Below are 21877 nucleotides of genomic sequence, written 5' to 3'. Positions count from 1 at the left end.
TGCGATGTAAGGAGCCGGCACGGGGCCTCTGTTTTTAAGAAGTTGGCAAGCATTGGCTGCGAGATTGCCCTGGACATGACGGGTTTGGGCCAAACAAAAAAAGGCGCCGAGTAGCATGAAGCTGGTCCGTCATCGCCGGTACTATAGTCCGGTATGTCCTCCTTTTTGTATCTAGTTTCCAGGGGACAGATTTATGACAAGCATTAACACCAATTCTTCCGCACAGGCCGCTCTCCAGACGCTACGCAGCGTCAACCAGAACCTGAACAGCACGCAGAACCACGTTTCGTCGGGCTACCGCGTCGAAAAGGCTTCCGACAACGCTGCTTACTGGTCGATCGCAACGACCATGCGTTCGGACAACAAGGCGCTTTCTGCCGTTTCCGACGCTCTCGGCATGGGCGCTGCCAAGGTCGACACCGCTTACACCGCCATGGACAGCGCCATTGACGTCGTCGGCGACATCAAGGCCAAGCTGGTTGCCGCCACTGAAAACGGCGTTGACAAGGCCAAGGTCCAGGAAGAAATCAGCCAGCTGCAGGAACAGCTGAAGAGCATCGCTCAGTCGGCTTCGTTCAACGGTGAAAACTGGGTTGCCGGCGCCGATGGCACCAAGAGCGTCGTTTCCTCGTTCGTCCGCGACGGCTCCAACGCCGTGTCGGTCACCACCACCGACTACGTTCTCGACGACGGCTCTGCAGGCAACGTTCTGTTCGGCATGAGCGGCGGCTCGGTCGAAACCTCCACGGGTATCCTCGGCACGTCGAACGGCGCCACCGGTTCAATCTACGGGATGGACATCACCAACTTCACCGCCGGCCAGATCCAGACGGCTCTGACCAACGTCGAAGCGGCTCTGAAGTCCATGACCAGCGCCGGTGCTGCTCTCGGCTCGCTCTCCAAGCGTATCGACAACCAGGACGATTTCGTCAACGCTCTCAGCGACTCGATCGACTCCGGTGTCGGCCGTCTCGTCGACGCCAACATGGAAGAAGAATCCTCCAAGCTCAGCGCCCTGCAGACCCAGCAGCAGCTGGCGATCCAGTCGCTGTCGATTGCGAATTCCTCTTCGCAGAACATCTTGTCGCTCTTCCGCTAAGAGCGGTCGGCAAAGGTTTTCAAGTTTCGCGGCCGGGTCATTCCCGGCCGCGAAATGTTTTAACATAAGGTTAATGAAAAACCTTCTAAGTGTCAGATATTTTTACGCTATTTCCATTTTGAATTTAGCTTTCCTTAACCATCTTGCTGTTTTCTAGGCCCATCGAAACGGCGAGTTAACCTTAACGAGACTGGTTAACAGGCATGATGCTGATCGCTGTGGGCCGGCCGAAAATCCGGAATGTCCCTTTTTAAAATCTGCCAACAAGGGGCAAACAAACTATGACGAGCATCAACACCAATAACGCTGCGATGGCAGCCCTCCAGACTCTCCGTGGCATCAACCAGGGTCTCCAGACAACCCAGGCTCACGTTTCGTCCGGCTATCGCGTTGGCCAGGCTTCCGACAATGCTGCTTACTGGTCGATCGCAACGACCATGCGTTCGGACAACAAGGCGCTTTCCGCCGTCTCCGACGCTCTCGGCCTCGGCGCCGCCAAGGTTGATACCGCTTATTCCGCCATGGACAGCGCCATCGATGTCGTCGGGAACATCAAGGCCAAGCTGGTTGCCGCGACTGAAAACGGCGTCGACAAGGCCAAGGTCCAGGAAGAAATCAGCCAGCTGCAGCAGCAGCTCCTGAGCGTCGCTCAGTCGGCTTCCTTCTCCGGTGAAAACTGGGTTGCCGGCGCCGACGGCACCAAGAACGTCGTTGCCTCCTTCGTTCGTGACGGCTCCAACGCTGTCTCGGTCGTGATGACCGACTACGTTCTCGACGACGGCTCCGCAGGCAACGTTCTGTTCGGCATGAGCGGCGGCGCTGTTGAAACCTCCACGGGTATCCTCGGCACGTCGAACGGCGCCACCGGTTCTGTCTACGCGATGGACATCACCAACTTCACCCTCGGCGAGATCCAGACGGCTCTGACCAATGTCGAAGCGGCTCTGAAGTCCATGACCAGCGCCGGCGCTGCTCTCGGCTCGATCTCCAAGCGCATCGAACTGCAGGAAAACTTCGTATCCGCTCTCAGCGACTCGATCGACTCCGGTGTCGGCCGTCTCGTCGACGCCGACATGGAAGAAGAATCCTCCAAGCTCAGCGCTCTGCAGACCCAGCAGCAGCTGGCCGTCCAGTCACTGTCGATCGCGAACTCCTCTTCGCAGACCATCCTCACGCTGTTCCGCGGCTAATAACCCTCGGAAATATCGGCCCGCCGGTCTCCGGCGGGACTTCGGAAACGAGCCGCGCTTCAATGGAGCGCGGCTTTTTTTAGTGTCTGTTAACGGTTGATTAACCATAATGCTGTTTTCTCAGGTCAACGAGACGGCGGGTTAACCAAATTTAAGAACCGGTTAACAGGCATGAGGCTGGTCCCCGTTCCCGGTAGCTTCCGGAATGTCCCTTTTTATCAACTGCCGACAAGGGGCAATCATTTCATGACCAGCATTTTGACGAACGTTGCGGCGATGGCCGCCCTTCAGACACTCCGCGGAATCAATGACGGCCTCGAGGCTACGCAGAACCGCGTATCGTCGGGTTATCGCGTCGAAAAAGCGTCCGACAACGCCGCCTACTGGTCGATCGCAACGACCATGCGTTCGGACAACAAGGCACTTTCCGCCGTCTCCGACGCTCTCGGCCTCGGTGCCGCCAAGGTCGATACCGCTTATTCCGCCATGGACAGCGCTATCGACGTCATCAGCGAAATCAAGGCGAAGATCGTCGCCGCGACCGAAAAGGGCGTCGACAAGACCAAGGTCCAGGAAGAAATCGGCCAGTTGCAGCAGCAGTTGCTCAGCATTGCCCAATCGGCTTCCTTTTCCGGTGAAAACTGGGTTGCCGGCGCTGACGGCACTAAGAGCGTGGTTTCCACCTTCGTGCGCGATGGCAACGGCAATGTCTCCGTCAAGACGACGGACTACATCCTGGACTCAAGCTCCACGGGCAACGTCCTCTTCGGCATGGACTCGGTCGGCTCGATCGAGACGAGCTCCGGCATTATTGGCACATCATACGGTACGATCGGCTCGATCTACTCGATGGACATCAGCACCTTCGGCTCGGTTGAGATCTCCATGGCCCTGACCTCGATCGAGGCCGGCTTGGACGCGATGACCAAGGCCGCATCGCAGCTCGGCTCGATTTCCACGCGAATCGAACTGCAGGAAAATTTCGTCGGCGCGCTCAGCGACTCGATCGACTCGGGCGTGGGCCGCCTTGTCGATGCCGATATGGAGGAGGAATCGAGTAAGCTGACGGCGTTGCAAACGCAGCAGCAGCTGGCGATCCAGTCGCTGTCGATCGCCAACTCCAGCGCTCAGAACATTCTCACGCTGTTCCGCAGCTAAATCGGGCGCTGAAGCTGGACCGAATCTTGCGCCCTCGTCCGGCAACAAGCGAAAAGCCTACGAACCGCGTCCGAAACGGCGCGGTTTTTTCTTTTATATCAATGGCTTGAATTGCGTCGCGATCGACGCGGCGCGTTCGGCGCTGCGCTCTTGCCCAACGGGTTGATATCGAGTTACCTTCGCTTTCAGTTGATTTGCTTTTGCGACACGCCGGTAGAAACTCTACCGGAGGCATGATGCCACTTCAGTCGCCGCCGGCATTCCGGCCTGCCCCTTGACCTTATTCCGAGACCTGTCGATGACCGTTAAGATTACCAGCGCGGCCGCGGTGAATGCGCTTGCGGTGCTACGCAGCATCAACAAAGAAGCCAGCCAGACACAGCAGCAAGTTTCCTCGGGTTACCGTATCGAGACGGCCTCCGACGATGCGTCCTACTGGTCGATCGCAACCGTCATGCGCTCAGACAGCACCAATCTGGGCACGATCGGAGATGCGCTTGGACTCGGCGCTGCCAAGGTGGATGCGACCTACACGGCGATGACCTCGGCGATTGATCTTATGGGCCAGATTCGCGCCAAGCTGGTTGCGGCAAAAGAGCCCGGCACCGACAAGGACAAGATCAATGCTGAGATCAGCGAATATAAGGAGCAGCTGAAGACCGTCGTTGAATCGACGTCGTTTGCCGGCGAAAACTGGCTGCTGAACGGCGACACCGCCGCGCCGCCGACATGGTCGGTGATTTCGAGTTTCGTGCGCGCGCCGACTGGCGAATATCAAGCTCAGACCATCGATTTCCCCTCGTCGCAAACCATCCTCATCGATAAGAACGATGCGAGCGGCGGACTGTTTACCAAGGCGGTCGATGCCAACGCGATCAACAACAGCGGCGCGACGGCGCGCAACTATTACCTTTTGGACGCCAGCTCGACCACGCCGGCGACGGGCACGGAAATTGCGATCGACAAGAATACGACCGATGCGCAACTCACCGATATGCTCGATGTGACCGACTCGCTGCTTTCCTCGCTGACGACGACGGCCGCTTCCATCGGTGTGATGAAGACGCGTATCGACGATCAGATGGACTATACGGCCGATCTCTCCGATTCGATCGACAAGAGCGTCGGCGCGCTCGTCGATACCGACATGGACGAGGCTTCGATCCGGCAAAAGGCGATCGAAACCCAGAAGCAGATGGCCGTCGAAGCGATCTCGATCCTCAACACGGCTTCGAGCAAGATTTTGATCCTGCTGGAATAAAGGTGGGCGCGATCGCGGATGGCGGTGCCATTCATCCTCGCGCAAGTTTGACTTCCTAGTTTCCGGCATGAAGGCATCGTCCGAATCCGTGCCGGTGCAAGGTGAAGCCCTTGCCCGTTCGAAGCGACGTGCCGGCGCGCAAGTTCGTTTTGAGCGGGGGTGGATATGCTGCATGCCTCCCGAATGCTGGATGGTTTTTTATGAGCATTACGCTTTCCCGGTATTTGAAGGATTTCGGTGAACCGGAACCGTCAGCGCCGATCATCGAGATGGACGATTTCGGCGGCGACGGTTTTCCCGAAATGCCGAGCGAACCGGTAATCGACGTCGAGGCGGAGCGCCGCAATGCCTATGCGCAAGGTCATGCCGCAGCGACCGCTGATTTGACCGAAAAATACGAACGCGAGACGCGGACGCTGGCCGAGGCTCACGCGCGTGAGCTTGCCGAGCTGAGGCTTCGCTACGAAGTCGAGGCGGCAGCGGTCATTGCATCCCGCGTCCGCGATATTGCCGAAGAGGTCGCGCAGCTGGTCAGTGCCGGTGCCTCTATCGCCATCGCGCCCGTGATGACCGAAGCGCTTGCCGCCAGGGCAGCCGAAAGCCTCGCCGTGCTGCTGCGCGACTCGATCCTCGAGGGCGCTGCCGGACCGATCGTCGTCCGCGGGCCCAGCCGGCTTTTCGAACTCTTAGCCGCCGAGCTCGGTGAACATGCCGAGGCGGTTCGACACATTGAGACTGACGATATCGATCTTGCCGTCGAAATCGGCGATTCCGTCATCGTCACCCGTATGTCCGCCTGGGCAGCCAGCTTGAAGAAAGTTCTCGAATGAGCGAAGGCGAAAACCACCACCACGGCAAGAACGAGATCATCATCGTCAAGAGACATGGCGGCGGTGATCACGATGGCTCCCATGGCGGTGCGTGGAAAATTGCCTATGCCGACTTCATGACGGCGATGATGGCGTTCTTCCTGGTCATGTGGCTGGTCAATGCCGCCAACGAGGAGACCAAGGCCTCGGTCGCGACCTATTTCAATCCGATCAAGCTTTCCGACGAAAAGCCGACCGAGAAGGGATTGAAGAAGCCCGTCGACAACGCCGAAGGCGAGGAGAAGCAGGAGAAGTCGAAACAGAAGGAAGAAAATCCGAACGACGGCAAGGCTTCGGCGGATGGTGACGACCAGACATCGACATCAGGCGACCAGACCAATTATTCCGAGGCCGATTTCTTCGAAAATCCGTATTCGGTTCTGGCCGAGATCGCGCAGGAAGTCGGCCAGCAGGCCAATGTCAGCGCCAAGGGCGATGGCGGTGCCGCCGATTCCGGCCCGGCCACCGGCGCCGATGGCGGCGAAGCCTATCGTGATCCCTTCGATCCGGATTTCTGGACGAAGCAGGTTGAGGTCACGACAGCCGGCAAGTCCGCGCCTCCCGGCAAGAGCGACGAGCAGGCGGCTGAAAGCGCGACAACCGAGATGGCCAAGGTCGAGGATATGAAGCCGATACCGCTGACCACCGATCAGAAGGCCGCTCAGGAAGCCAAGGGCGCGGCCGAGGCCAAGGACGGCAAGGCGCCGGATGACAAGAAGTCTGGCGATAAGAAGGCTGAGGACAAGAAGGCCCCAGCGCAAAAGGATGCAGCGCAGAAGGACGCCGATCATCAGAAGGATGCGGACAAGAGCGCGGCCGAGACCGAACAGCAGCAGCAGAAACAAGCCGAGCAACTGCAGGAGCAGATCGCTCAGCAGATCGGCGGCATTGCCGGCAAGCTTGCCGAAGGCCTGACCGTAACGGCATCCGAAGGCGGATTGCTCGTCAGCATCTCCGACCAGAGCGACGACTCGATGTTCAATATCGGTTCCGCGGTTCCCCGCCAGGAAATGGTGCTCGCCATGGAAAAGATCGGCGCGATCCTGAAGGAAAGGGGCGGCGCGGTCGCCATCCGCGGCCATACGGACGGGCGCCAGTATAAGGGCGCGCAGAATGAAAACTGGCGGCTTTCGATGGACCGCGCCCAGAGCGCTTATTATATGCTTGTGCGCGGCGGGCTCGACGAAAAACGCATCTCCCAGGTTTCGGGCTTTGCCGACCGCCGGCTGAAGCTGCCGTCCGACCCGTTCAACGCGACCAACCGCCGGATCGAGATCCTGGTGCAGGCGGATCGAGGATAACAGGATGGCGCGTCGGCAGCATCGCTATGTCGGATTTGTGGCTCTCGGTCTGGCGATGCTTTCGCCGGCCGCAGCCAAGGCGCAGGATCCGGACGATCTTGCACCGTACAAGATGCTGCGGTCGCTGCAGTTTGTGCAGGATTCCGTCGTCTCCGGGGATCATTCGGCCGGAGAGATGCAGCGCTTCATGCTGGGAACGATCGACGAGCGGCTGCGCAGCGTCGATACTTCGGTCTTCGATGACGACCGCAACGTCGATGCAGCGCTGATCTACGCGATGAGCGGCGGCAATCCGCAGACGCTCGAATATCTGATCGCCCACGACGTCAACGGCTATTTCGACAACCGTGTCACCGATGTGCTCAGAAAATATCTGAGCGGTAAGGGGCTGCTCGTCGCCAAGACCCTGGAGGAGACGGCCAGGGAATACCGCGACAAGAAGATCGGCCCATACCTTGCGTTGATCGGCGGCAACGTGCTGATCGCGACGAAGCCGACAGACGCACTGGATCTCTACGACCAGGCGCGCCTTGCGGCACCCGGCACGATCGTCGAGGAAGCGGCGTTGCGCCGCTCCGTCGCCATCTGCGTCGACAAGGGGATGCTCGACAGGGGCATGGCCTATTCGCAGCGCTATATCAGGCGCTTCCTACATTCGCCTTATGCCAGCCAGTTCGCCGACCTTTTCGTGACACTCGTCGTCGGCCATGATCACGACGTGAAGCCGCAGGATGTCATCGACATCCTGTCCTTCATGGACGCGCCGCGCCAGCGCGAGGTCTATCTGCGCATCGCCCGCGCTGCGGCGATCGCGGGAAAGCCGCAGCTGGCCCATATGGCGGTCGACCGTGTGCAGTCGCTTGGCGCCGGCACTGACAATGCCTTCGGTCCTCTTGCGGATTTCTATGGCGGCATGGCCGGCCTTACCACAGAGGATATCGACCGGGCAGCGAAGAATGTCAGCGGCATCGCCGGTGACACGCTTTCGCCGCGGGATCAGGCGTTGCAGGAGGCGGCACGATCGGTTGCCGAGCAGATCCTGCGCGCTCCCGACCCGGCAAGCCTGACGCAAGCCTCGGGCCCTAACACTTCTGATCAAGAAATCACTTCTGAAAAGGCTGCGGCTATAGCTCCGCAACCGGGAGCGCCAGGCGCGCTTTCCGAGCCTGTTCCGGGAGGTGTGGCATCGACTGGCCAGAGCCAGGGTACCGACCCCTCATTCAACGCATTTGTGACGACCAATCGGTCTAAGCTCGACGAGATCGACGGTCTTCTGGCGCAGGAAGGCAACGAACAATGATGGATATGAGCGTCTTGGGCGGAGCCGCCGGTCCTGATTCTGCCGCGGCTGTGAAATCTGCACGGCCGATGGGCAAAGACGATGCTGGCGGCCAAAAGAACGGCTTTTCCGACGCGCTTGCCAAGGCAAGCAACGGCGCCGTCAATGACGACGCCGACGATGCGCAGCCGGATCAGGGTGCAGTTGCCGATGCCGGCGCCGAGAAAGTGGCGCGGACCATCCGCAGCCGCAATGGCGCAAAGCCGTTGATCGATCTCGGCGATGCCGCTTTGAAGGCGCAGGCTGAAGGGCCGCCGGAGACCATCGCAAATGTCGTCGCGGCAAAGCCCGCAAAGGCTGCAGTCAAGGTGCAGGCGGATATCGCCTTCGGCAAGGTCGACCCGAAAGACCGCTCGACCGAGGCGGCCAAAGGCGGCAAGCATGCCAAAGCCGACGCGTTGGATACCGATACGGACAAGGACAGTGAGGATAATGACGGCGGCATTTCCGATGTCCTCGGCCTGCTGAAGCAGGGACCTGCCGACGGCGCCGTTGGTTTGCCGGTGACCGCAGGCGTCCATCATGCGTCCGCCAAAGCCGATGAAGCCGACAAGAAGATCGAGGATATCGAAGCCAAGGCAGGCGGCCATGCGTCCGACGCCTTGGCGGCCGTCAGCGGCAACGTCGACAGTGGCATGGTAGGTGACGTCAAGGTGCCGGGATCGGAGAATGCCGAAGCCGCCGACGGCAGGACGTTCAGGATCAGCCGCGCCGATGGCCGTGGCGTGTCGATGGATGTTCACCTCGGCACCGATCAGGCCGGGCCTAAGGACAGCGCCAAGAAAGCCGATGTCGAAAACGTTTCGGTTCTCGAGTCGCGCCGCTATATCGGCCTGATGCAGAATTCGAATTCCGCCGCCCTCACTGCCGCTCTCTCCGGCGATTCAGAATGGGCGCGCGCCATGGAACCGAGCTCGGCGCTCTCCAATGCGGCGGAATGGACAAGCACCGGCAAGGTGGTCAATACGCTGAAGATCCAGATGAATCCGCTCGATCTCGGCATGGTGACGGCGACCATGCGCCTGTCCGGCGACGCCCTGAATGTCGACCTCAAGGTCGAAACCGGCGCGGCCTACCGTCAGATGAAGGAAGATCACGGCAAGATTCTCGAAGCACTGCGCAGCCAGGGCTACGCCGTCGACAACGTTACCATCAGCATGGCGCCGGTCGAGCGTAGCGACGCCGGCAACCAGGCAGGCAGTCAAGGCCAGGCCTCCCAGCAGCAGTCGCTCGCCCAGCAGGGGCAGGGCGGCGAGGCGCGCGAGCGTCACAATCAGACGGCACAGCGGGCGGACGGAGGCTTCAATGGTGCAGGCGAGACCGGTATTGAAGACGCTAATGCTGGCCGCAGCGGCGGCACTGGCGGCGTTTACCTCTGAGGTCAAAGCCTCCACCGGCGCCTGCGAGCGTGAGATCCAGTCGGCAGCTGCCAAATACGGTATCCCGGAAGGCATCCTCTATTCGGTCGGCCTGACGGAGACCGGCCGCAAGGGCTCGCTCTATCCCTATGCAATGAACGTCGAAGGCAAGGCGATCTTTCCGCCCTCCGAACAGGACGCGATGCGGCAGTTCGATGTCGCCCGCAGCAGCGGCGCCAAGCTCATCGACATCGGCTGCATGCAGATCAACCATTACTATCATGGCGAAAATTTTGGCTCGGCCGAGGATATGTTCGACCCGCATCGCAACGTCGAGTATGCAGCAAAATTCCTCCGCGACCTGCATGACCGTCACGAGACATGGACGATGGCGGTAGCCAGATACCATGCAGGCCCCAACAATGACCCCGCGCAGAAGCAATATGTCTGCCGCGTCATCGCCAATCTGGTCGCCACGGGCTACGGCAAGTGGACTCCCAATGCGAGTAACTTTTGCCGAAATTAATTCAACCAAAGATGGAATGGGCCCATTGTGACGAAACTGTGTCACAATATGGCAGGAATCCGGCATGAATCCCCTGCGCAAGTCATAATTAAGGGGCCGTTAACTTTTCCACGAAATTTTGGTGTGCATAAACAGCTAGACCCACTAGATATAGATCAAATCGCTACCCAGATCTTAATCAATTATTAGTTTCTGCCATTAACTTTAACGAGTTGTCGCCGATTCGTGCGATTCGTACCCATAGATCATCGAAGTGCCACACTGATTCGGAGGCGGACGAATGATCGTCGTGGTTGATGAGCGTGAGCTCGTGAAAGATGGATACACATCTCTGTTTGGTCGTGAGGGCATTCCCTCCACCGGCTTTGATCCAGCGGAATTTGGCGAGTGGGTACAGACCGCCGCCGATTCCGATATTGCGGCAGTCGAGGCCTTCCTGATCGGTCAGGGCCAGCGCAGCCTCGAACTCCCCCGGGCGATCCGGGACCGGTCGATGGCGCCGGTAATTGCGGTCAGCGACCAGCCCTCGCTCGAAAACACCCTTGCGCTATTCGATTGTGGCGTCGACGATGTGGTGCGCAAACCGGTGCATCCGCGCGAAATCCTGGCAAGGGCGGCTGCGATCCGGCGCCGGCTGAAGGCGATTGCCAACTACACCGAAATCGGCGGGATCCGCGTCTTCTCGGACGGCCGCGACCCTGAGATCAACGGCGAAGTCTTCGCGCTTCCCCGGCGCGAGCGCCGCATCCTCGAATATCTAATCGCCAATCGCGGTCGCCGGGTCACCAAGACCCAGATCTTCAACGCCATCTACGGCATCTTCGATGAGGAGGTCGAGGAGAATGTCGTCGAAAGCCATATCTCGAAGCTGCGCAAGAAGCTGCGCAAGAAGCTCGGCGTCGATCCGGTCGATTCCAAGCGCTTCCTTGGCTACTGCATCGATTGGGCCTGATTTTTCCGGCCGGGCGGCGACGCCCGGCTGAACCTCGATATTGGCCTCGCAGCGCGCCATCACAGACAGCTTCACGCAAGGCCCGACAAATACTCTCGAGCTTAACAGGTAAAACGAGGTTTTCAGATGAGCATTTTCGGCAGCATGAAGACGGCGGTATCGGGCATGAATGCGCAGGCGAACCGCCTCAGCACGGTCTCCGACAATATCGCCAACGTTAACACGACCGGTTACAAGGCCGTGTCGACGAGCTTCTCGTCGCTGGTTCTGCCATCCTCGGGCGGCAACTACAATTCCGGCGGCGTTCAGACCTCCGTCCGCCAGGCCGTCTCCGACCAGGGCGATATTTCCTACACCACCTCCACCACCGACCTTGCGATCTCGGGCGACGGCTTCTTCATCGTCCAGGGCGCCGACGGCACGCCTGTCCTGACCCGCGCCGGCGACTTCACGAAGGACGACGAAGGCAATCTCGTCAACGCCGCCGGCTTCGGCCTGATGGGTTATTCCTACGACTCCGGCGCTCCCGCCGTCGTCGTCAACGGCTTCGACGGCCTCGTTCCCGTCAATGTCAACCAGGAAGGATTAACTGCCATCGCCTCGACGTCAGGCGTCTTCAAGGGCAACCTTAATTCCAACGCTAACGTTGCTCCGGTCGCTCCTGCGACGCTTCCGAGCGACAACGGCGCAACCGGCACCCCGACAACCGACACCAAGAAGTTCTCGATGGTCGCCTACGACACGCTCGGCAACAAGGTGATGTACGACTTCTACTTCACCAAGACCTCGGTTACTACACCACCGCCGGCAACCGGCACCGCCAGCACTTGGGAGGTTGCGATCTTCCGCAACGCCGATGCGGCAACCGGCGGAACGACCTCCTTCCCCTACAGTACCACCACCCCCACCGGCGGCACCGTGGCAGAGACCACGCTCGAGTTCGACTCAACCGGCAAGATCACCAACTCAACGGGCACCGTCACGATCTCCGATCCGGTAACTGGTTTGGATATCGACATGGATCTCACGGGCTTTACGCAGCTCGGCGCCGAGTTTGCCGGCACCGGCACGCCGAACGGTCAAGCCGCAAGCCCGGTCAAGGACGTAACGATCGACGGCGACGGCATAGTCTACGCCAAATACGAGGACGGCAGCACCAAGCCGCTCTACCGCATTCCGCTCGCGAATGTCGCAAGTCCGGACAAGTTGACGCTGATGAGCGGAAACGTCTACAGCGCCAACGGCCAGTCGGGCGTCACTGTCACCGGTTTCCCGCAGACCAACGGCCTCGGCACGATCAAGTCGGGTGCTCTCGAAGGTTCGAACGTCGACCTTGCCGGCGAGCTCACCGAGATGATCGAATCCCAACGCAGCTATACCGCCAATTCCAAGGTGTTCCAGACGGGGTCCGACATCATGGACGTCCTCGTCAACCTCAAGAGATAATCAGGGTAACGGGTAAGCCATGTCGCTCACGTCCGCACTTAATACCGCGCAGGGAATATTCAACAATACCGGCACGCAGAGCAGTGTCGTATCGAACAATATTTCGAATGCCGGCAACAAGGATTACGTGCGCCGGCAGGCGATGCTCACCACGTCCCTGAACGGCGCGCAGGTCGTCAAGATCGACCGGGCGCAGGAAGATGCGCTGCTGCGCCAATATCTGAAGTCGTCCTCCCAGGACAGCGCCCAGCAAACCCTGCTCAGCGGTCTCGAGGACCTCAAGTCGATCATGGGTGGCAACGACTACGAGACGTCGCCATCCACCTATCTCGGTGTTTTCCAGCAGAAACTTCAGGCCTTCCGCACGACGCCCGGCAGCACCGTCGCCGCCCAGGGCGCGATCACCGCCGCCCAGGACGTCGCCAACTCGCTGAACAATGCGTCGAGTTCCGTACAGGATGTCCGCGCCAGCGCCGACAAGCAGATCGCTACCGCGGTCGATACGCTGAATACGCTGCTCAGCCAGTTCGAGACCGCCAACAATGCGGTGAAGACCGCCACGGCCACGGGCGCGGATCCCTCCAGCGCTCTCGACGAACGCGAGAAGGCCCTCAAGCAGATTTCGCAGATCGTCGGCGTCAGCGCCACGACGCGCGACAACAACGACATGGTGCTGAGCACGTCTGACGGGACGATTCTCTTCGAGACGATCCCGCGCACGGTGACGTTCCAGGCGAAGGATGCCTACAATGCCACCATCGCCGGCAATTCGGTCTATATCGACGGTGTCGCGCTTCCGCGTGGCAGCGGATCGACGGCGACGGGGCAGGGAAGCCTTCAGTCGCTCCTGCAGGTCCGTGACGAGATCGCTCCCAACTTCCAGAAGCAGCTCGATGAAATCGCCCGCGGCCTGGTATCGCTCTTCAAGGAGCAGAGCACGTCGGGGACCCCGGCCTATGTGACAGGTCTCTTCACCTGGAGCGGCGACACGGTCGAGGCCGGCAGCACCGCGGTTGCCGGTATGGCGTCGACCATCACCGTCAGCAGCACCGTCATCACCTCGCAGGGCGGCGACCCGATGCGCCTGCGCGATGGCGGCGTCAACGCCGACGGCGTCGTCAACAATCCTACCCACCTCAGTGGTTATACGACGGACCTCGATAGTCTTTATAATGCCTTGGGCTCCGATATCGATTTCGATCCGGCAACGGGGACGACGGCCGGATTCGACACCTCGACGGGCATCGATTCGAACGTCAGCATCATGGAATACGCCACGAATTCCCTCGGTTGGCTCGAGCAGTATCGCAGCAATGCCACGACCGCGGCGGAAAACACCTCGGCGGCGCTGTCGCGCTCGGACGAAGCCTATTCCAACGAGACGGGTGTCAACCTCGACGAGGAACTGACGCTGCTCCTTGACATAGAGCAATCTTACAAGGCGGCGACCAAAATCCTGAACGCTGTCGACGAAATGTTGAAGTCATTGCTGGATATTGCGAGTTAAGCCATGAAGAGCTCATTTATTTCAAGTTCAGCCATTCAGAATGCGATGCGCTTGACCATTCGTCAGGGGCAGAACCAGATGACGAAGGCGACGATGGAGGCAACGACGGGTGTCTATGCCGACATCGGTGTCTCGCTCGGCGGCAACGCCGCCAGAAGCGTCGACTTCAGCCGCGAGGTCGACAGGATCGACACGATCAAATCGAGCAATTCGCTCGTCACCGCGCGCATGGAATCCTCGCAACTCGGCCTGTCCAAGATGAAGGACGTCGGCGACGGTCTCGTTTCGAAGCTGACGGCGCTCCAGGGCAGCCACGATCCCGGCAGCATTACCGTCGCCATCCAGTCGGCGACCAGCGCGCTGTCCACTATGATGGACACGGCCAATACCATGGTGAACGGCGAATACTTGTTCTCCGGCATCAACACCGATGTGCAGCCGCTGACTGACCAGACGACGGCGACGAGCGCGGATATCGTCACCGCGCTGAATACATATGCGACGGGCCTCGGCAAGGGCGTCAGCGATCTCACCGGCGACGAAATGGAGACCTTCATTACGACGATGGTCGAGCCGATGTTCAGCGAGGCAAACTGGACCAATGCGACGACCGGCTGGTCGCAGGCATCGAGCCAGAACATGACGAGCCGCATCAGCAATTCGGAAGTCATCGAATCCTCGACCAACGCCAATTCCGAAGGCATGCGCTACATGGCGCTCGCCTCGGTGATGACCTCGGCGCTGCTTGGCCAGGACCTGAGCAGCGACGCGATGAGCACGGTGTCGAAGCAGGCAATCAGCTACACGACGAAGGCGACCAGCGGCCTCGTGACGCAGGCAAGCCAGCTCGGTCTTTCCCAGGAGCGCGTCAAGAAGTCCAACGACGCCCTCGACGCCCAGTCGAACATCATCAAGAACAAGCTCGTCGACCTTCAGGGCGTCGATCCCTACGAGGCTTCGACCCTCGTCAAGACCTTGGAAACGCAGCTTGAAACGGCTTACACGATCGTCTCGAAGATCCAGCAGTTGAGTCTCGTAAACTACCTTTGATGAGCAAAGGCGCGCAAGACTAAGAAGGATGCATGAATGTATCAGTTCTCTTATGCCGAAGTCATGCAGGACTCGGTGGCCGACGCGAAAGAGCGGGAATGGCAGGTTCTTGACCGGTCCATAGATCTGCTGTCGCTGGCGCGCGAAAAGGAAAAATACGGCCGGGAAGCCATCGAAGCCCTGTTTTATACGCGCAGGGTATGGATCAGCTTCATCGAGGATCTGAAGCATCCCGACAACCAGCTGGAGATCGAGCTCAGGGCCAACCTCATCTCGATCGCAATCTGGATTTTGAAGGAATGCGACAGGATCCGAAAACGTCTGTCGAATAACTACCAGGGCATCATCGACGTTACCACCATCATCAGGGATGGACTTAAATGAAAAGTACACTTCGCATTTCTCTGAAAGCCGGAGAAAGAATCTTCATCAACGGCGCCGTCCTGCGTGTCGACCGCAAGGTCGCGCTGGAATTCCTGAATGATGTGACGTTCCTTCTCGAAAACCACGTCCTCCAGCCCGAAGGCGCCACCACGCCCCTGCGTCAGCTGTATTTCATCGCACAGATGATCCTCATCAATCCCGAGGGCAAGGACCACTCGACGGCGATGTTCCGCAAGTCGATCACCATGCTGCTCAGCTGCTTCAAAAACGAGGAAATCCTCGCCGAACTGAAGCGCATCGATGCACTCGTCTCGACCGGCCGCGCTTTCGATGCGCTGAAGGCGATCCGTGGCCTCTACGCGATCGAAGACAATATCCTCAACAACCACGAGATGCCGCCGACAATGGTCGAGCAGATTCGCAGGGAGATTGCACCATGGCGGTAGATGCGACATCAAGCGTCAGCACGACGAGTACGACGAGCTCGACCAGTTCAGCCCAGAGCAAGGCGACGCTGAACTACGACAATTTCCTTCAGCTGCTCATTGCGCAGATGAAGAACCAGGATCCGACCGATCCGGTCGATGCCAGCGAGCAGATGTCGCAGCTGGCAAGCTTCTCGCAGGTCGAGCAGACGATCCAGACCAACACCAAGCTGGATACGCTGCTGGCAAGCTCGAGCCTCACCCAGGCCAGCAGCTACGTCGGCAAATACATGGAAAGCGCAGACGGCACCGTCAAAGGCACCATCGAATCCGTCAAGGTTTATTCCGACGGCATCATTGCGACGACCACCGATGGCGGTAATATACTCGTCCAGGCGGGAATCACTGTTGCCGACAAGGCGCCGACCAGCGACAGCGATACCTGATACCACGGCGCCGACGCGCCGAGGGACACCAATCAATAGCGGCCCGGCCACGGCGGGCTGCTTCGAGGCGATATGAGGTTGCCTTCAGATGAATGAAGCTGATGCATTGGATCTGTTCCAGGCTGCGATCTGGACCGTCCTGATTGCCGCCGGTCCGGCCGTCATTGCTGCGATGGTCGTGGGTCTCGTCATCGCCCTGATCCAGGCCTTGACCCAGGTGCAGGAAGCGACGCTGACCTTCGTGCCGAAGATCGTCGCCGTGCTGATCACCGTCGGCGTCACAGCACCCTTCGTCGGCTCGCAGATCTCGATTTTCACCAATCTCGTCTTTTCGCGCATCCAGTCCGGTTTCTGAGCCACCTTCGCGCAAGCTTCGCCATTTAACTCTCGATCTGAATTGGGCGGACCGAGTCCGCCTCCTCTCATGAAGAGACGGAACTGTTATGGCGCAACCACCTGCACTCCCCCTTCCGAAAGTCGCCCCGAGCCTGCGCGATGTCGGTTTTGCCCTCGGCATCATCGGCATCATCTGCATTCTCTTCCTGCCGATCCCGCCATTCCTGATCGACATGGGGCTGGCCTTCTCGATCGCCTTCTCGGTGCTGATCCTGATGGTTGCGCTGTGGATCCAGAAACCGCTCGATTTTTCGTCTTTCCCGACCATTCTGCTGATCGCGACGATGACCCGGCTGGCGCTGAACATCGCGACGACGCGCGTCATCCTGTCCCACGGCAATGAAGGCCATGACGCGGCCGGCGGCGTCATCGCCGGTTTCGCAAGCCTGGTGATGTCCGGCGACTTCGTCATCGGTCTGATCGTCTTCCTGATCCTCATCACCATCAACTTCATCGTCATCACCAAGGGCGCCACGCGTATCGCCGAAGTCGGCGCGCGCTTCACGCTGGATGCCATCCCCGGCAAGCAGATGTCGATCGACGCCGATCTTTCGGCCGGCATCATCGATGAAAGGGAAGCCCAGCGCCGGCGCCGGGAACTCGAAGAGGAAAGCTCGTTCTTCGGTGCGATGGACGGTGCCTCGAAATTCGTGCGCGGCGATGCCGTCGCCGGCCTGATCATCACCGCCATCAACGTCTTCGGCGGCATCATCATCGGCTATTTCCGCCACGGCATGCCGATCGGCGAAGCAGCCGACGTCTTCGTCAAGCTCTCCGTCGGCGACGGCCTCGTCTCGCAGATGCCGGCCCTCATCGTCTCGCTCGCCGCCGGCCTTCTCGTCTCGCGCGGCGGCACGACCGGCTCCACCGACCAGGCGGTCGTCAACCAGTTGAGCGGTTACCCCCGCGCACTCTCGGTCTCGGCCGTGCTGATGTTCGTCCTGGCGCTGATGCCGGGACTGCCCTTCGTCCCCTTCGTGATCCTCGGCAGTCTTCTTGCCTTCGGCGCCTGGTTTATCCCGCGTCAGGTCGAGGCTGAAAACAAGCTTCGCCGCGAGCAGGAGGAAAAGAAGGTCGTCCAGAGCAAGGAGCTGGAAAAGGATTCGGTCAAGTCGGTGCTGCGGACCTCCGAGATCGAGCTTGCGCTCGGCAAGATGGTCTCGACCCGCCTGCTCGGCGCCCACCAGGAACTCGCCTTCCGCGTCGGCAAGATGCGCAAGAAGTTCGCCACCCAATACGGTTTCGTCGTGCCCGAGATCAAGGTCACCGACGACATTGCCATCGCCGAGAAGTCCTACCAGATCCGCATCCACGGCACGACGGTGGCCTCCAACCTGCTGCGCGTCGGCGAAGTCCTGGTCGTCACCGGCGCCGGCCGCCGGCCGAGCATCCCCGGCGATGAAATCCGCGAACCCGCTTTCGGCATGCCGGCCGTCTCGATCCTCGAAAACTTTGCCGACGATCTGAAACGCGAGGGCTTCCAGCCGATCGACAACGTTTCCGTTGTGCTCACCCATATGAGCGAGGTCATCCGCAACAACCTGCCGCAGCTTCTGTCTTACAAGGACGTCAAGGTGCTGATCGACCGGCTCGACCCCGAATACAAGAAGCTCGCCGACGAGATCTGCTCGTCGCATATGTCCTATTCGGGCCTGCAGGCGGTGCTCAAGCTCCTGCTTGCCGAACGCGTCTCGATCCGCAACCTGCACCTCATTCTCGAAGCGGTGGCCGAACTCGCCCCGCATGTCAGGAAGACCGAGCAGATCGTCGAGCATGTCCGCATCCGCATGGCCCAGCAGCTCTGCGGCGACCTTGCCGACAACGGCGTGCTGCGCGTCCTTAGGCTGGGCAGCAAATGGGATCTCGCTTTCCACCAGGCGCTGAAGCGCGACGCCAAGGGCGAGGTGATCGAATTCGACATCGATCCGCGTAACCTGGAAGAATTCAGCGAACAGGCCACCAAAGTTATCCGTGAGTTCATGGATCGCGGTCTGCCATTCGCACTTGTCACCTCGCCGGAAACACGCTCCTATGTGCGCATGATCATCGAACGCCTGTTCGCCACGCTGCCGGTCCTGTCGCATGTCGAACTGGCCAAGGGCATCGAGATAAAGATTTTGGGCTCTATTTCATGATAACAGACCCGCAAGGGACCGTTCTCGCACTGTTTCTGGTTTTCTGCCGGATCGGTGGCTGTGTGCTGGCTCTTCCGGGTTTTTCCTCGGCGCGCGTGCCCGAACAGCTGCGCGTCTTCATCGCCGTCGCGCTGTCGATCGCCGTCATGCCGCTGCTGTGGGACACGGTCTATCCGGCCGTCCACACCGGTTCCGGAACCTATATCGGCCTGATCGTCAGCGAATCGCTGATCGGCGTGATGTACGGCATGCTGGCGCGGATCTACACGCTCGGCATGCAGTTCGCCGCGACGATCATTGCCACCATGGTTGGTTATACCCAGCCGGGCTCGGCCGATATCATCGAAGACACGCCGGAGAGCAGCCTTTCCGGCTTCATCACCTTTGCCGGCATCATGATCCTGTTCATCATGGACTTCCATCACATCGTCTTTCGGGCGCTGATCGATTCCTACACGACCATGCCTTTCGGCGGCCTGATGCAGATGCGGGCGACGCTGATCTCCTTTAGCGACACGCTGGAGCAGACCACCTACATCATGCTGCGGCTGTCGAGCCCCTTTCTGATCTACGGCCTGATCTTCAACGTCTCGATCGGCTTCATCAACAAGTTGGCGCCGCAGATCCCGGTCTACTTCATCTCGACGCCCTATCTGCTGATGGGCGGGCTCTTCCTGATCTACTTCTCGATTGCGGCCTTGGTCAGCCAGTTCGGCCAGTCCTTCGGCTCGATCTATATCGGGCGATGAGGCGATGATCGATAAGAACCGCTCCCAGAAGCTTAAGCGACTGCTCTCGGTGCAAAGGCATATCGAAAGGATGGCCGAGAACGATCTGGCCGAAACCAGCCGCCAGCGCGTCGAGGTCAATGCGGCGATGGATGACGTGATCCTCGCACTCGGCTCGATGGACCCCGTCCACCATGCCTTTTCGCAGAATTACGCCGACCGATTCGGCAGGCTTTCGATCAAGGACCTGCAGCTGACCGGCATGCAGGAGGTTCACGAAATGCGGCTGGCGCGTGAGCGCGCCAAGGGCGACCGTTTCGAAGAAGGCATGAAAGAAGCCCTCGAGGCCGAGCGCCGCGAGGCCGACGACAATGCCGTCTACGATGTCATCGATCAGCAATTCGCAACGCCAGCCTCCAGCAAGCTTCGAAACCCATAGTCGTTACGATCTTAAATTAGAGGATTGTAACGTGGCTATTTCGCCTCCCAGTGATCTGGTCCTGGACGTTGTCAAAGCTGCCGACCCCATGGAGGTTCAGGCGGCCCAGGAAAAATTGAAGGCAAATCGTGCGGCCTTTGCCGCAACGAGCCTCGCCGAAAATGGCAAGGGCTTCTCCAATACGGTCGACGTCCTCGACCATATCAGCCAGAAAAGCGGCCTTAACAACATCCAGAACCGCACGAAGGCCGAGGAAGTGCCGGAAAGCTACCGGAAATTCGAGGCCATGGTGCTGCAGAATTTCGTCAAGTCCATGCTGCCGAGCGAAAGCGAAGACGTCTACGGCAAGGGCGCGACCGGCGATATCTGGAAGGGCATGATGGCCGAACAGCTCGGCAACACCATGGCCAAGGGCGACGGCATCGGCATCGCCAAGCAGATGTACGCCGAGCAGCTGCGCCGACAGGAAGGCAAGATCGTCAATGCCTCGACCGATAACGATGACCGCAACACTGCGCTCAGCATGATCGACGACTTCCAGCGCAAGACATTCGGCACGCCCACCGCTGAAGCCAAGACCGACAGAACAGGATGATTTGGGGCCCGTTGGCCTAAAACCTGAATCTTGTTCTCAATGAAATAGTTAGAGCGTGATGTCGCGCGAAATCCGCGCACAGTTTTCGGCATGGCGCTCCAAGCGACGCATAATCGAGGGTACAATGGAAATAGTTTCGAACGAATACAGAATCAAATCCGTTCTCGGACGCCTCGAAATGATCATCGACAATGAGAACACCCGGATCGGCAGCGATCCGCAGTTCGATCTCAAGGTCTCCAATGCGCATAAAAGCCGCTGCCTCTATGAGCTGTCGATGCTTTTCCGCGACACCGATCCGGCCGAGCTTGCCGCTGCCCATCTCGATCAGTTGCACGGGCTGAAGAAGAAGCTGGTTCTCAACGCCCGTCGGGTCGAGGCGCATCTCGAAGCGGTTCGCGCTGTCGCCGATCTGCTGAAGAACGCCGTTCAGGACGCCGATGCCGACGGGACCTATTCCCAGGAACAATTTGCCGCGCGTGGAAACTGATGATCAAGCTCGTCCTCACCGGTGTCTGGGTTTGCGCCATCACCTTGGCATCGGTCTATTTCTCCGTGTACCTGGCGACCGCGCCGGCGCCCGCGGCAACGGATTCCAAACAGAGCGCGCTTGAACTGGTGAAGGGTGAAACCATCACGGTCCCCATCATCGGCAATGGTGCGATCACCGGCTACTTCCTCGGCCGCGTTTCCTTCATGATGAACAAGGAGATGCTGAAAGACGTGACGCTGCCGCTGGCCGAAATGACCACCGACCAGCTTTTCAGCCTGCTCGTCGGCAACAAGATGGTCGATATCGCCCACATCAAATCCTTCGATCCGAAGGCCTTCCGCGAAGAGATCAAGAAGGGCATGAACGAGCGCCTCGGCGGCGAATATGTCGCCGAGGTCATGCTGGAGCAGCTCGACTATCTCTCCAAGGAAGATGTCAAGGAAAGCTCGGCCGGGGCGCCGAAGAAGGTGGGCACACCCGTCAAGATCGTCGAGACCGCACCGGCCGGTGAAGCGCCGGCGCCAGCCGCTCACTAAGCACGACAATGATATCGACGAACAACGGCGCCGGAAGGCGCCGTTTTCCGTTGGCGCGCGTGGTTAACAAACCACTTATGCGAGCATGGAAATTCAAGGAATTTTCCTAAGGGTTGTTTGAAACCGTCCTGTTATACCAGCTGTCACAGCTTGACATGCGCCGCTTCTGAAATCGGGGCGACGCCGTCACGGCGGGACGCGACCGGGGCTTTCGAGGCCCGGTGCGGAAGTGTGGGCTTGTTTT

At 59.6% G+C, this 21877-nt stretch carries 23 protein-coding genes; all 23 read left to right on the top strand.

Annotation, left to right across the window (positions count from 1 at the left end):
• The first annotated feature begins 193 nt into the window (after window positions 1-193).
• The 23 genes from OS035_RS03185 (at window position 194) to OS035_RS03075 (ending at window position 21633) form a co-directional block, all read left to right on the top strand.
• Window positions 194-1099, top strand: a complete 906-nt coding sequence (locus tag OS035_RS03185) for a flagellin N-terminal helical domain-containing protein (protein ID WP_097623878.1) — start codon at window positions 194-196, stop codon at window positions 1097-1099.
• A gap of 281 nt (window positions 1100-1380) precedes the next feature.
• The gene (locus tag OS035_RS03180) at window positions 1381-2289 is read left to right on the top strand and encodes a flagellin N-terminal helical domain-containing protein (RefSeq protein WP_097623879.1); all 909 of its coding nucleotides are present in this window, start codon (window positions 1381-1383) and stop codon (window positions 2287-2289) included.
• Between the two features lie 246 nt (window positions 2290-2535).
• On the top strand, window positions 2536-3447 hold the full coding sequence (locus OS035_RS03175) for a flagellin N-terminal helical domain-containing protein (protein ID WP_097623880.1): 912 nt from the start codon (window positions 2536-2538) through the stop codon (window positions 3445-3447).
• Window positions 3448-3745: 298 nt separating this feature from the next.
• Complete coding sequence (locus OS035_RS03170; protein WP_097623881.1) at window positions 3746-4708, top strand: flagellin N-terminal helical domain-containing protein; 963 nt, start codon at window positions 3746-3748, stop codon at window positions 4706-4708.
• Window positions 4709-4908: 200 nt separating this feature from the next.
• Window positions 4909-5538, top strand: coding sequence for a hypothetical protein (locus OS035_RS03165; protein ID WP_097623882.1), 630 nt, complete (start codon window positions 4909-4911; stop codon window positions 5536-5538).
• The gene (locus OS035_RS03160) at window positions 5535-6878 is read left to right on the top strand and encodes a MotB family protein (protein ID WP_097623883.1); all 1344 of its coding nucleotides are present in this window, start codon (window positions 5535-5537) and stop codon (window positions 6876-6878) included. Before OS035_RS03165 ends, OS035_RS03160 begins: the two co-directional genes overlap by 4 nt.
• Window positions 6879-6882: 4 nt before the next feature.
• Window positions 6883-8178, top strand: coding sequence for a chemotaxis protein MotC (motC, locus tag OS035_RS03155; protein ID WP_097623884.1), 1296 nt, complete (start codon window positions 6883-6885; stop codon window positions 8176-8178).
• The gene (gene fliK / locus OS035_RS03150) at window positions 8175-9596 is read left to right on the top strand and encodes a flagellar hook-length control protein FliK (RefSeq protein ID WP_097623885.1); all 1422 of its coding nucleotides are present in this window, start codon (window positions 8175-8177) and stop codon (window positions 9594-9596) included. Before motC ends, fliK begins: the two co-directional genes overlap by 4 nt.
• Window positions 9544-10101 carry a lytic transglycosylase domain-containing protein gene (locus OS035_RS03145; RefSeq protein ID WP_097623886.1) on the top strand — a complete coding sequence of 186 codons (558 nt, stop codon included), beginning with the start codon at window positions 9544-9546 and terminating at the stop codon, window positions 10099-10101. The genes fliK and OS035_RS03145 overlap by 53 nt, the downstream gene beginning before the upstream one ends.
• A gap of 280 nt (window positions 10102-10381) precedes the next feature.
• On the top strand, window positions 10382-11053 hold the full coding sequence (gene rem / locus OS035_RS03140) for a transcriptional activator Rem (RefSeq protein WP_003588527.1): 672 nt from the start codon (window positions 10382-10384) through the stop codon (window positions 11051-11053).
• A gap of 126 nt (window positions 11054-11179) precedes the next feature.
• Complete coding sequence (locus tag OS035_RS03135; protein WP_097623887.1) at window positions 11180-12499, top strand: flagellar hook protein FlgE; 1320 nt, start codon at window positions 11180-11182, stop codon at window positions 12497-12499.
• Window positions 12500-12518: 19 nt separating this feature from the next.
• Entirely contained in the window at window positions 12519-14006 is a 1488-nt protein-coding gene (gene flgK, locus OS035_RS03130) for a flagellar hook-associated protein FlgK (RefSeq protein WP_097623888.1), read from the top strand.
• A 3-nt stretch (window positions 14007-14009) separates the two neighbouring features.
• Entirely contained in the window at window positions 14010-15056 is a 1047-nt protein-coding gene (locus tag OS035_RS03125; RefSeq protein ID WP_097623889.1) for a flagellar hook-associated family protein, read from the top strand.
• Between the two features lie 36 nt (window positions 15057-15092).
• Entirely contained in the window at window positions 15093-15440 is a 348-nt protein-coding gene (gene flaF / locus OS035_RS03120; RefSeq protein ID WP_012556615.1) for a flagellar biosynthesis regulator FlaF, read from the top strand.
• Entirely contained in the window at window positions 15437-15886 is a 450-nt protein-coding gene (flbT, locus tag OS035_RS03115; protein WP_003584285.1) for a flagellar biosynthesis repressor FlbT, read from the top strand. Before flaF ends, flbT begins: the two co-directional genes overlap by 4 nt.
• Window positions 15877-16311: a flagellar hook assembly protein FlgD gene (gene flgD / locus OS035_RS03110; protein WP_097623890.1), complete on the top strand. Its 435-nt coding sequence runs from the start codon at window positions 15877-15879 to the stop codon at window positions 16309-16311. Before flbT ends, flgD begins: the two co-directional genes overlap by 10 nt.
• Before the next feature lie 88 nt (window positions 16312-16399).
• Window positions 16400-16666 (top strand): flagellar biosynthesis protein FliQ, encoded by a 267-nt coding sequence (gene fliQ, locus OS035_RS03105; protein WP_009992823.1) that lies wholly within the window; start codon window positions 16400-16402, stop codon window positions 16664-16666.
• Between the two features lie 88 nt (window positions 16667-16754).
• Window positions 16755-18842: a flagellar biosynthesis protein FlhA gene (flhA, locus tag OS035_RS03100; RefSeq protein WP_097623891.1), complete on the top strand. Its 2088-nt coding sequence runs from the start codon at window positions 16755-16757 to the stop codon at window positions 18840-18842.
• The gene (locus OS035_RS03095) at window positions 18839-19591 is read left to right on the top strand and encodes a flagellar biosynthetic protein FliR (RefSeq protein ID WP_097623892.1); all 753 of its coding nucleotides are present in this window, start codon (window positions 18839-18841) and stop codon (window positions 19589-19591) included. Before flhA ends, OS035_RS03095 begins: the two co-directional genes overlap by 4 nt.
• A 4-nt stretch (window positions 19592-19595) precedes the next feature.
• Window positions 19596-20009: a hypothetical protein gene (locus OS035_RS03090; protein ID WP_003588513.1), complete on the top strand. Its 414-nt coding sequence runs from the start codon at window positions 19596-19598 to the stop codon at window positions 20007-20009.
• Between the two features lie 31 nt (window positions 20010-20040).
• Window positions 20041-20604 (top strand): rod-binding protein, encoded by a 564-nt coding sequence (locus OS035_RS03085; RefSeq protein WP_054183705.1) that lies wholly within the window; start codon window positions 20041-20043, stop codon window positions 20602-20604.
• Window positions 20605-20728: 124 nt separating this feature from the next.
• Window positions 20729-21094 (top strand): hypothetical protein, encoded by a 366-nt coding sequence (locus OS035_RS03080; RefSeq protein WP_003570277.1) that lies wholly within the window; start codon window positions 20729-20731, stop codon window positions 21092-21094.
• The gene (locus OS035_RS03075; RefSeq protein ID WP_097623893.1) at window positions 21094-21633 is read left to right on the top strand and encodes a hypothetical protein; all 540 of its coding nucleotides are present in this window, start codon (window positions 21094-21096) and stop codon (window positions 21631-21633) included. Before OS035_RS03080 ends, OS035_RS03075 begins: the two co-directional genes overlap by 1 nt.
• Window positions 21634-21877: the final 244 nt, after the last annotated feature.

This window comes from Rhizobium sp. 268 (assembly GCF_036571585.1).
In the GTDB taxonomy this organism is placed as follows: domain Bacteria; phylum Pseudomonadota; class Alphaproteobacteria; order Rhizobiales; family Rhizobiaceae; genus Rhizobium; species Rhizobium redzepovicii.
Note: the sequence above shows the minus strand (reverse complement) of the source record. Positions and strands in the feature narration are given on the sequence as shown.

Coding starts and splice junctions, on each gene's coding strand:
- OS035_RS03185 (WP_097623878.1), top strand. CDS start 194: ATGACAAGCATTAACACCAATTCTTCCGCACAGGCCGCTCTCCAGACG.
- OS035_RS03090 (WP_003588513.1), top strand. CDS start 19,596: ATGATCGATAAGAACCGCTCCCAGAAGCTTAAGCGACTGCTCTCGGTG.
- OS035_RS03125 (WP_097623889.1), top strand. CDS start 14,010: ATGAAGAGCTCATTTATTTCAAGTTCAGCCATTCAGAATGCGATGCGC.
- flgD (WP_097623890.1), top strand. CDS start 15,877: ATGGCGGTAGATGCGACATCAAGCGTCAGCACGACGAGTACGACGAGC.
- rem (WP_003588527.1), top strand. CDS start 10,382: ATGATCGTCGTGGTTGATGAGCGTGAGCTCGTGAAAGATGGATACACA.
- OS035_RS03095 (WP_097623892.1), top strand. CDS start 18,839: ATGATAACAGACCCGCAAGGGACCGTTCTCGCACTGTTTCTGGTTTTC.
- fliK (WP_097623885.1), top strand. CDS start 8,175: ATGATGGATATGAGCGTCTTGGGCGGAGCCGCCGGTCCTGATTCTGCC.
- fliQ (WP_009992823.1), top strand. CDS start 16,400: ATGAATGAAGCTGATGCATTGGATCTGTTCCAGGCTGCGATCTGGACC.
- flgK (WP_097623888.1), top strand. CDS start 12,519: ATGTCGCTCACGTCCGCACTTAATACCGCGCAGGGAATATTCAACAAT.
- OS035_RS03175 (WP_097623880.1), top strand. CDS start 2,536: ATGACCAGCATTTTGACGAACGTTGCGGCGATGGCCGCCCTTCAGACA.
- OS035_RS03135 (WP_097623887.1), top strand. CDS start 11,180: ATGAGCATTTTCGGCAGCATGAAGACGGCGGTATCGGGCATGAATGCG.
- flbT (WP_003584285.1), top strand. CDS start 15,437: ATGAAAAGTACACTTCGCATTTCTCTGAAAGCCGGAGAAAGAATCTTC.
- OS035_RS03080 (WP_003570277.1), top strand. CDS start 20,729: ATGGAAATAGTTTCGAACGAATACAGAATCAAATCCGTTCTCGGACGC.
- flhA (WP_097623891.1), top strand. CDS start 16,755: ATGGCGCAACCACCTGCACTCCCCCTTCCGAAAGTCGCCCCGAGCCTG.
- motC (WP_097623884.1), top strand. CDS start 6,883: ATGGCGCGTCGGCAGCATCGCTATGTCGGATTTGTGGCTCTCGGTCTG.
- flaF (WP_012556615.1), top strand. CDS start 15,093: ATGTATCAGTTCTCTTATGCCGAAGTCATGCAGGACTCGGTGGCCGAC.
- OS035_RS03165 (WP_097623882.1), top strand. CDS start 4,909: ATGAGCATTACGCTTTCCCGGTATTTGAAGGATTTCGGTGAACCGGAA.
- OS035_RS03075 (WP_097623893.1), top strand. CDS start 21,094: ATGATCAAGCTCGTCCTCACCGGTGTCTGGGTTTGCGCCATCACCTTG.
- OS035_RS03180 (WP_097623879.1), top strand. CDS start 1,381: ATGACGAGCATCAACACCAATAACGCTGCGATGGCAGCCCTCCAGACT.
- OS035_RS03170 (WP_097623881.1), top strand. CDS start 3,746: ATGACCGTTAAGATTACCAGCGCGGCCGCGGTGAATGCGCTTGCGGTG.
- OS035_RS03160 (WP_097623883.1), top strand. CDS start 5,535: ATGAGCGAAGGCGAAAACCACCACCACGGCAAGAACGAGATCATCATC.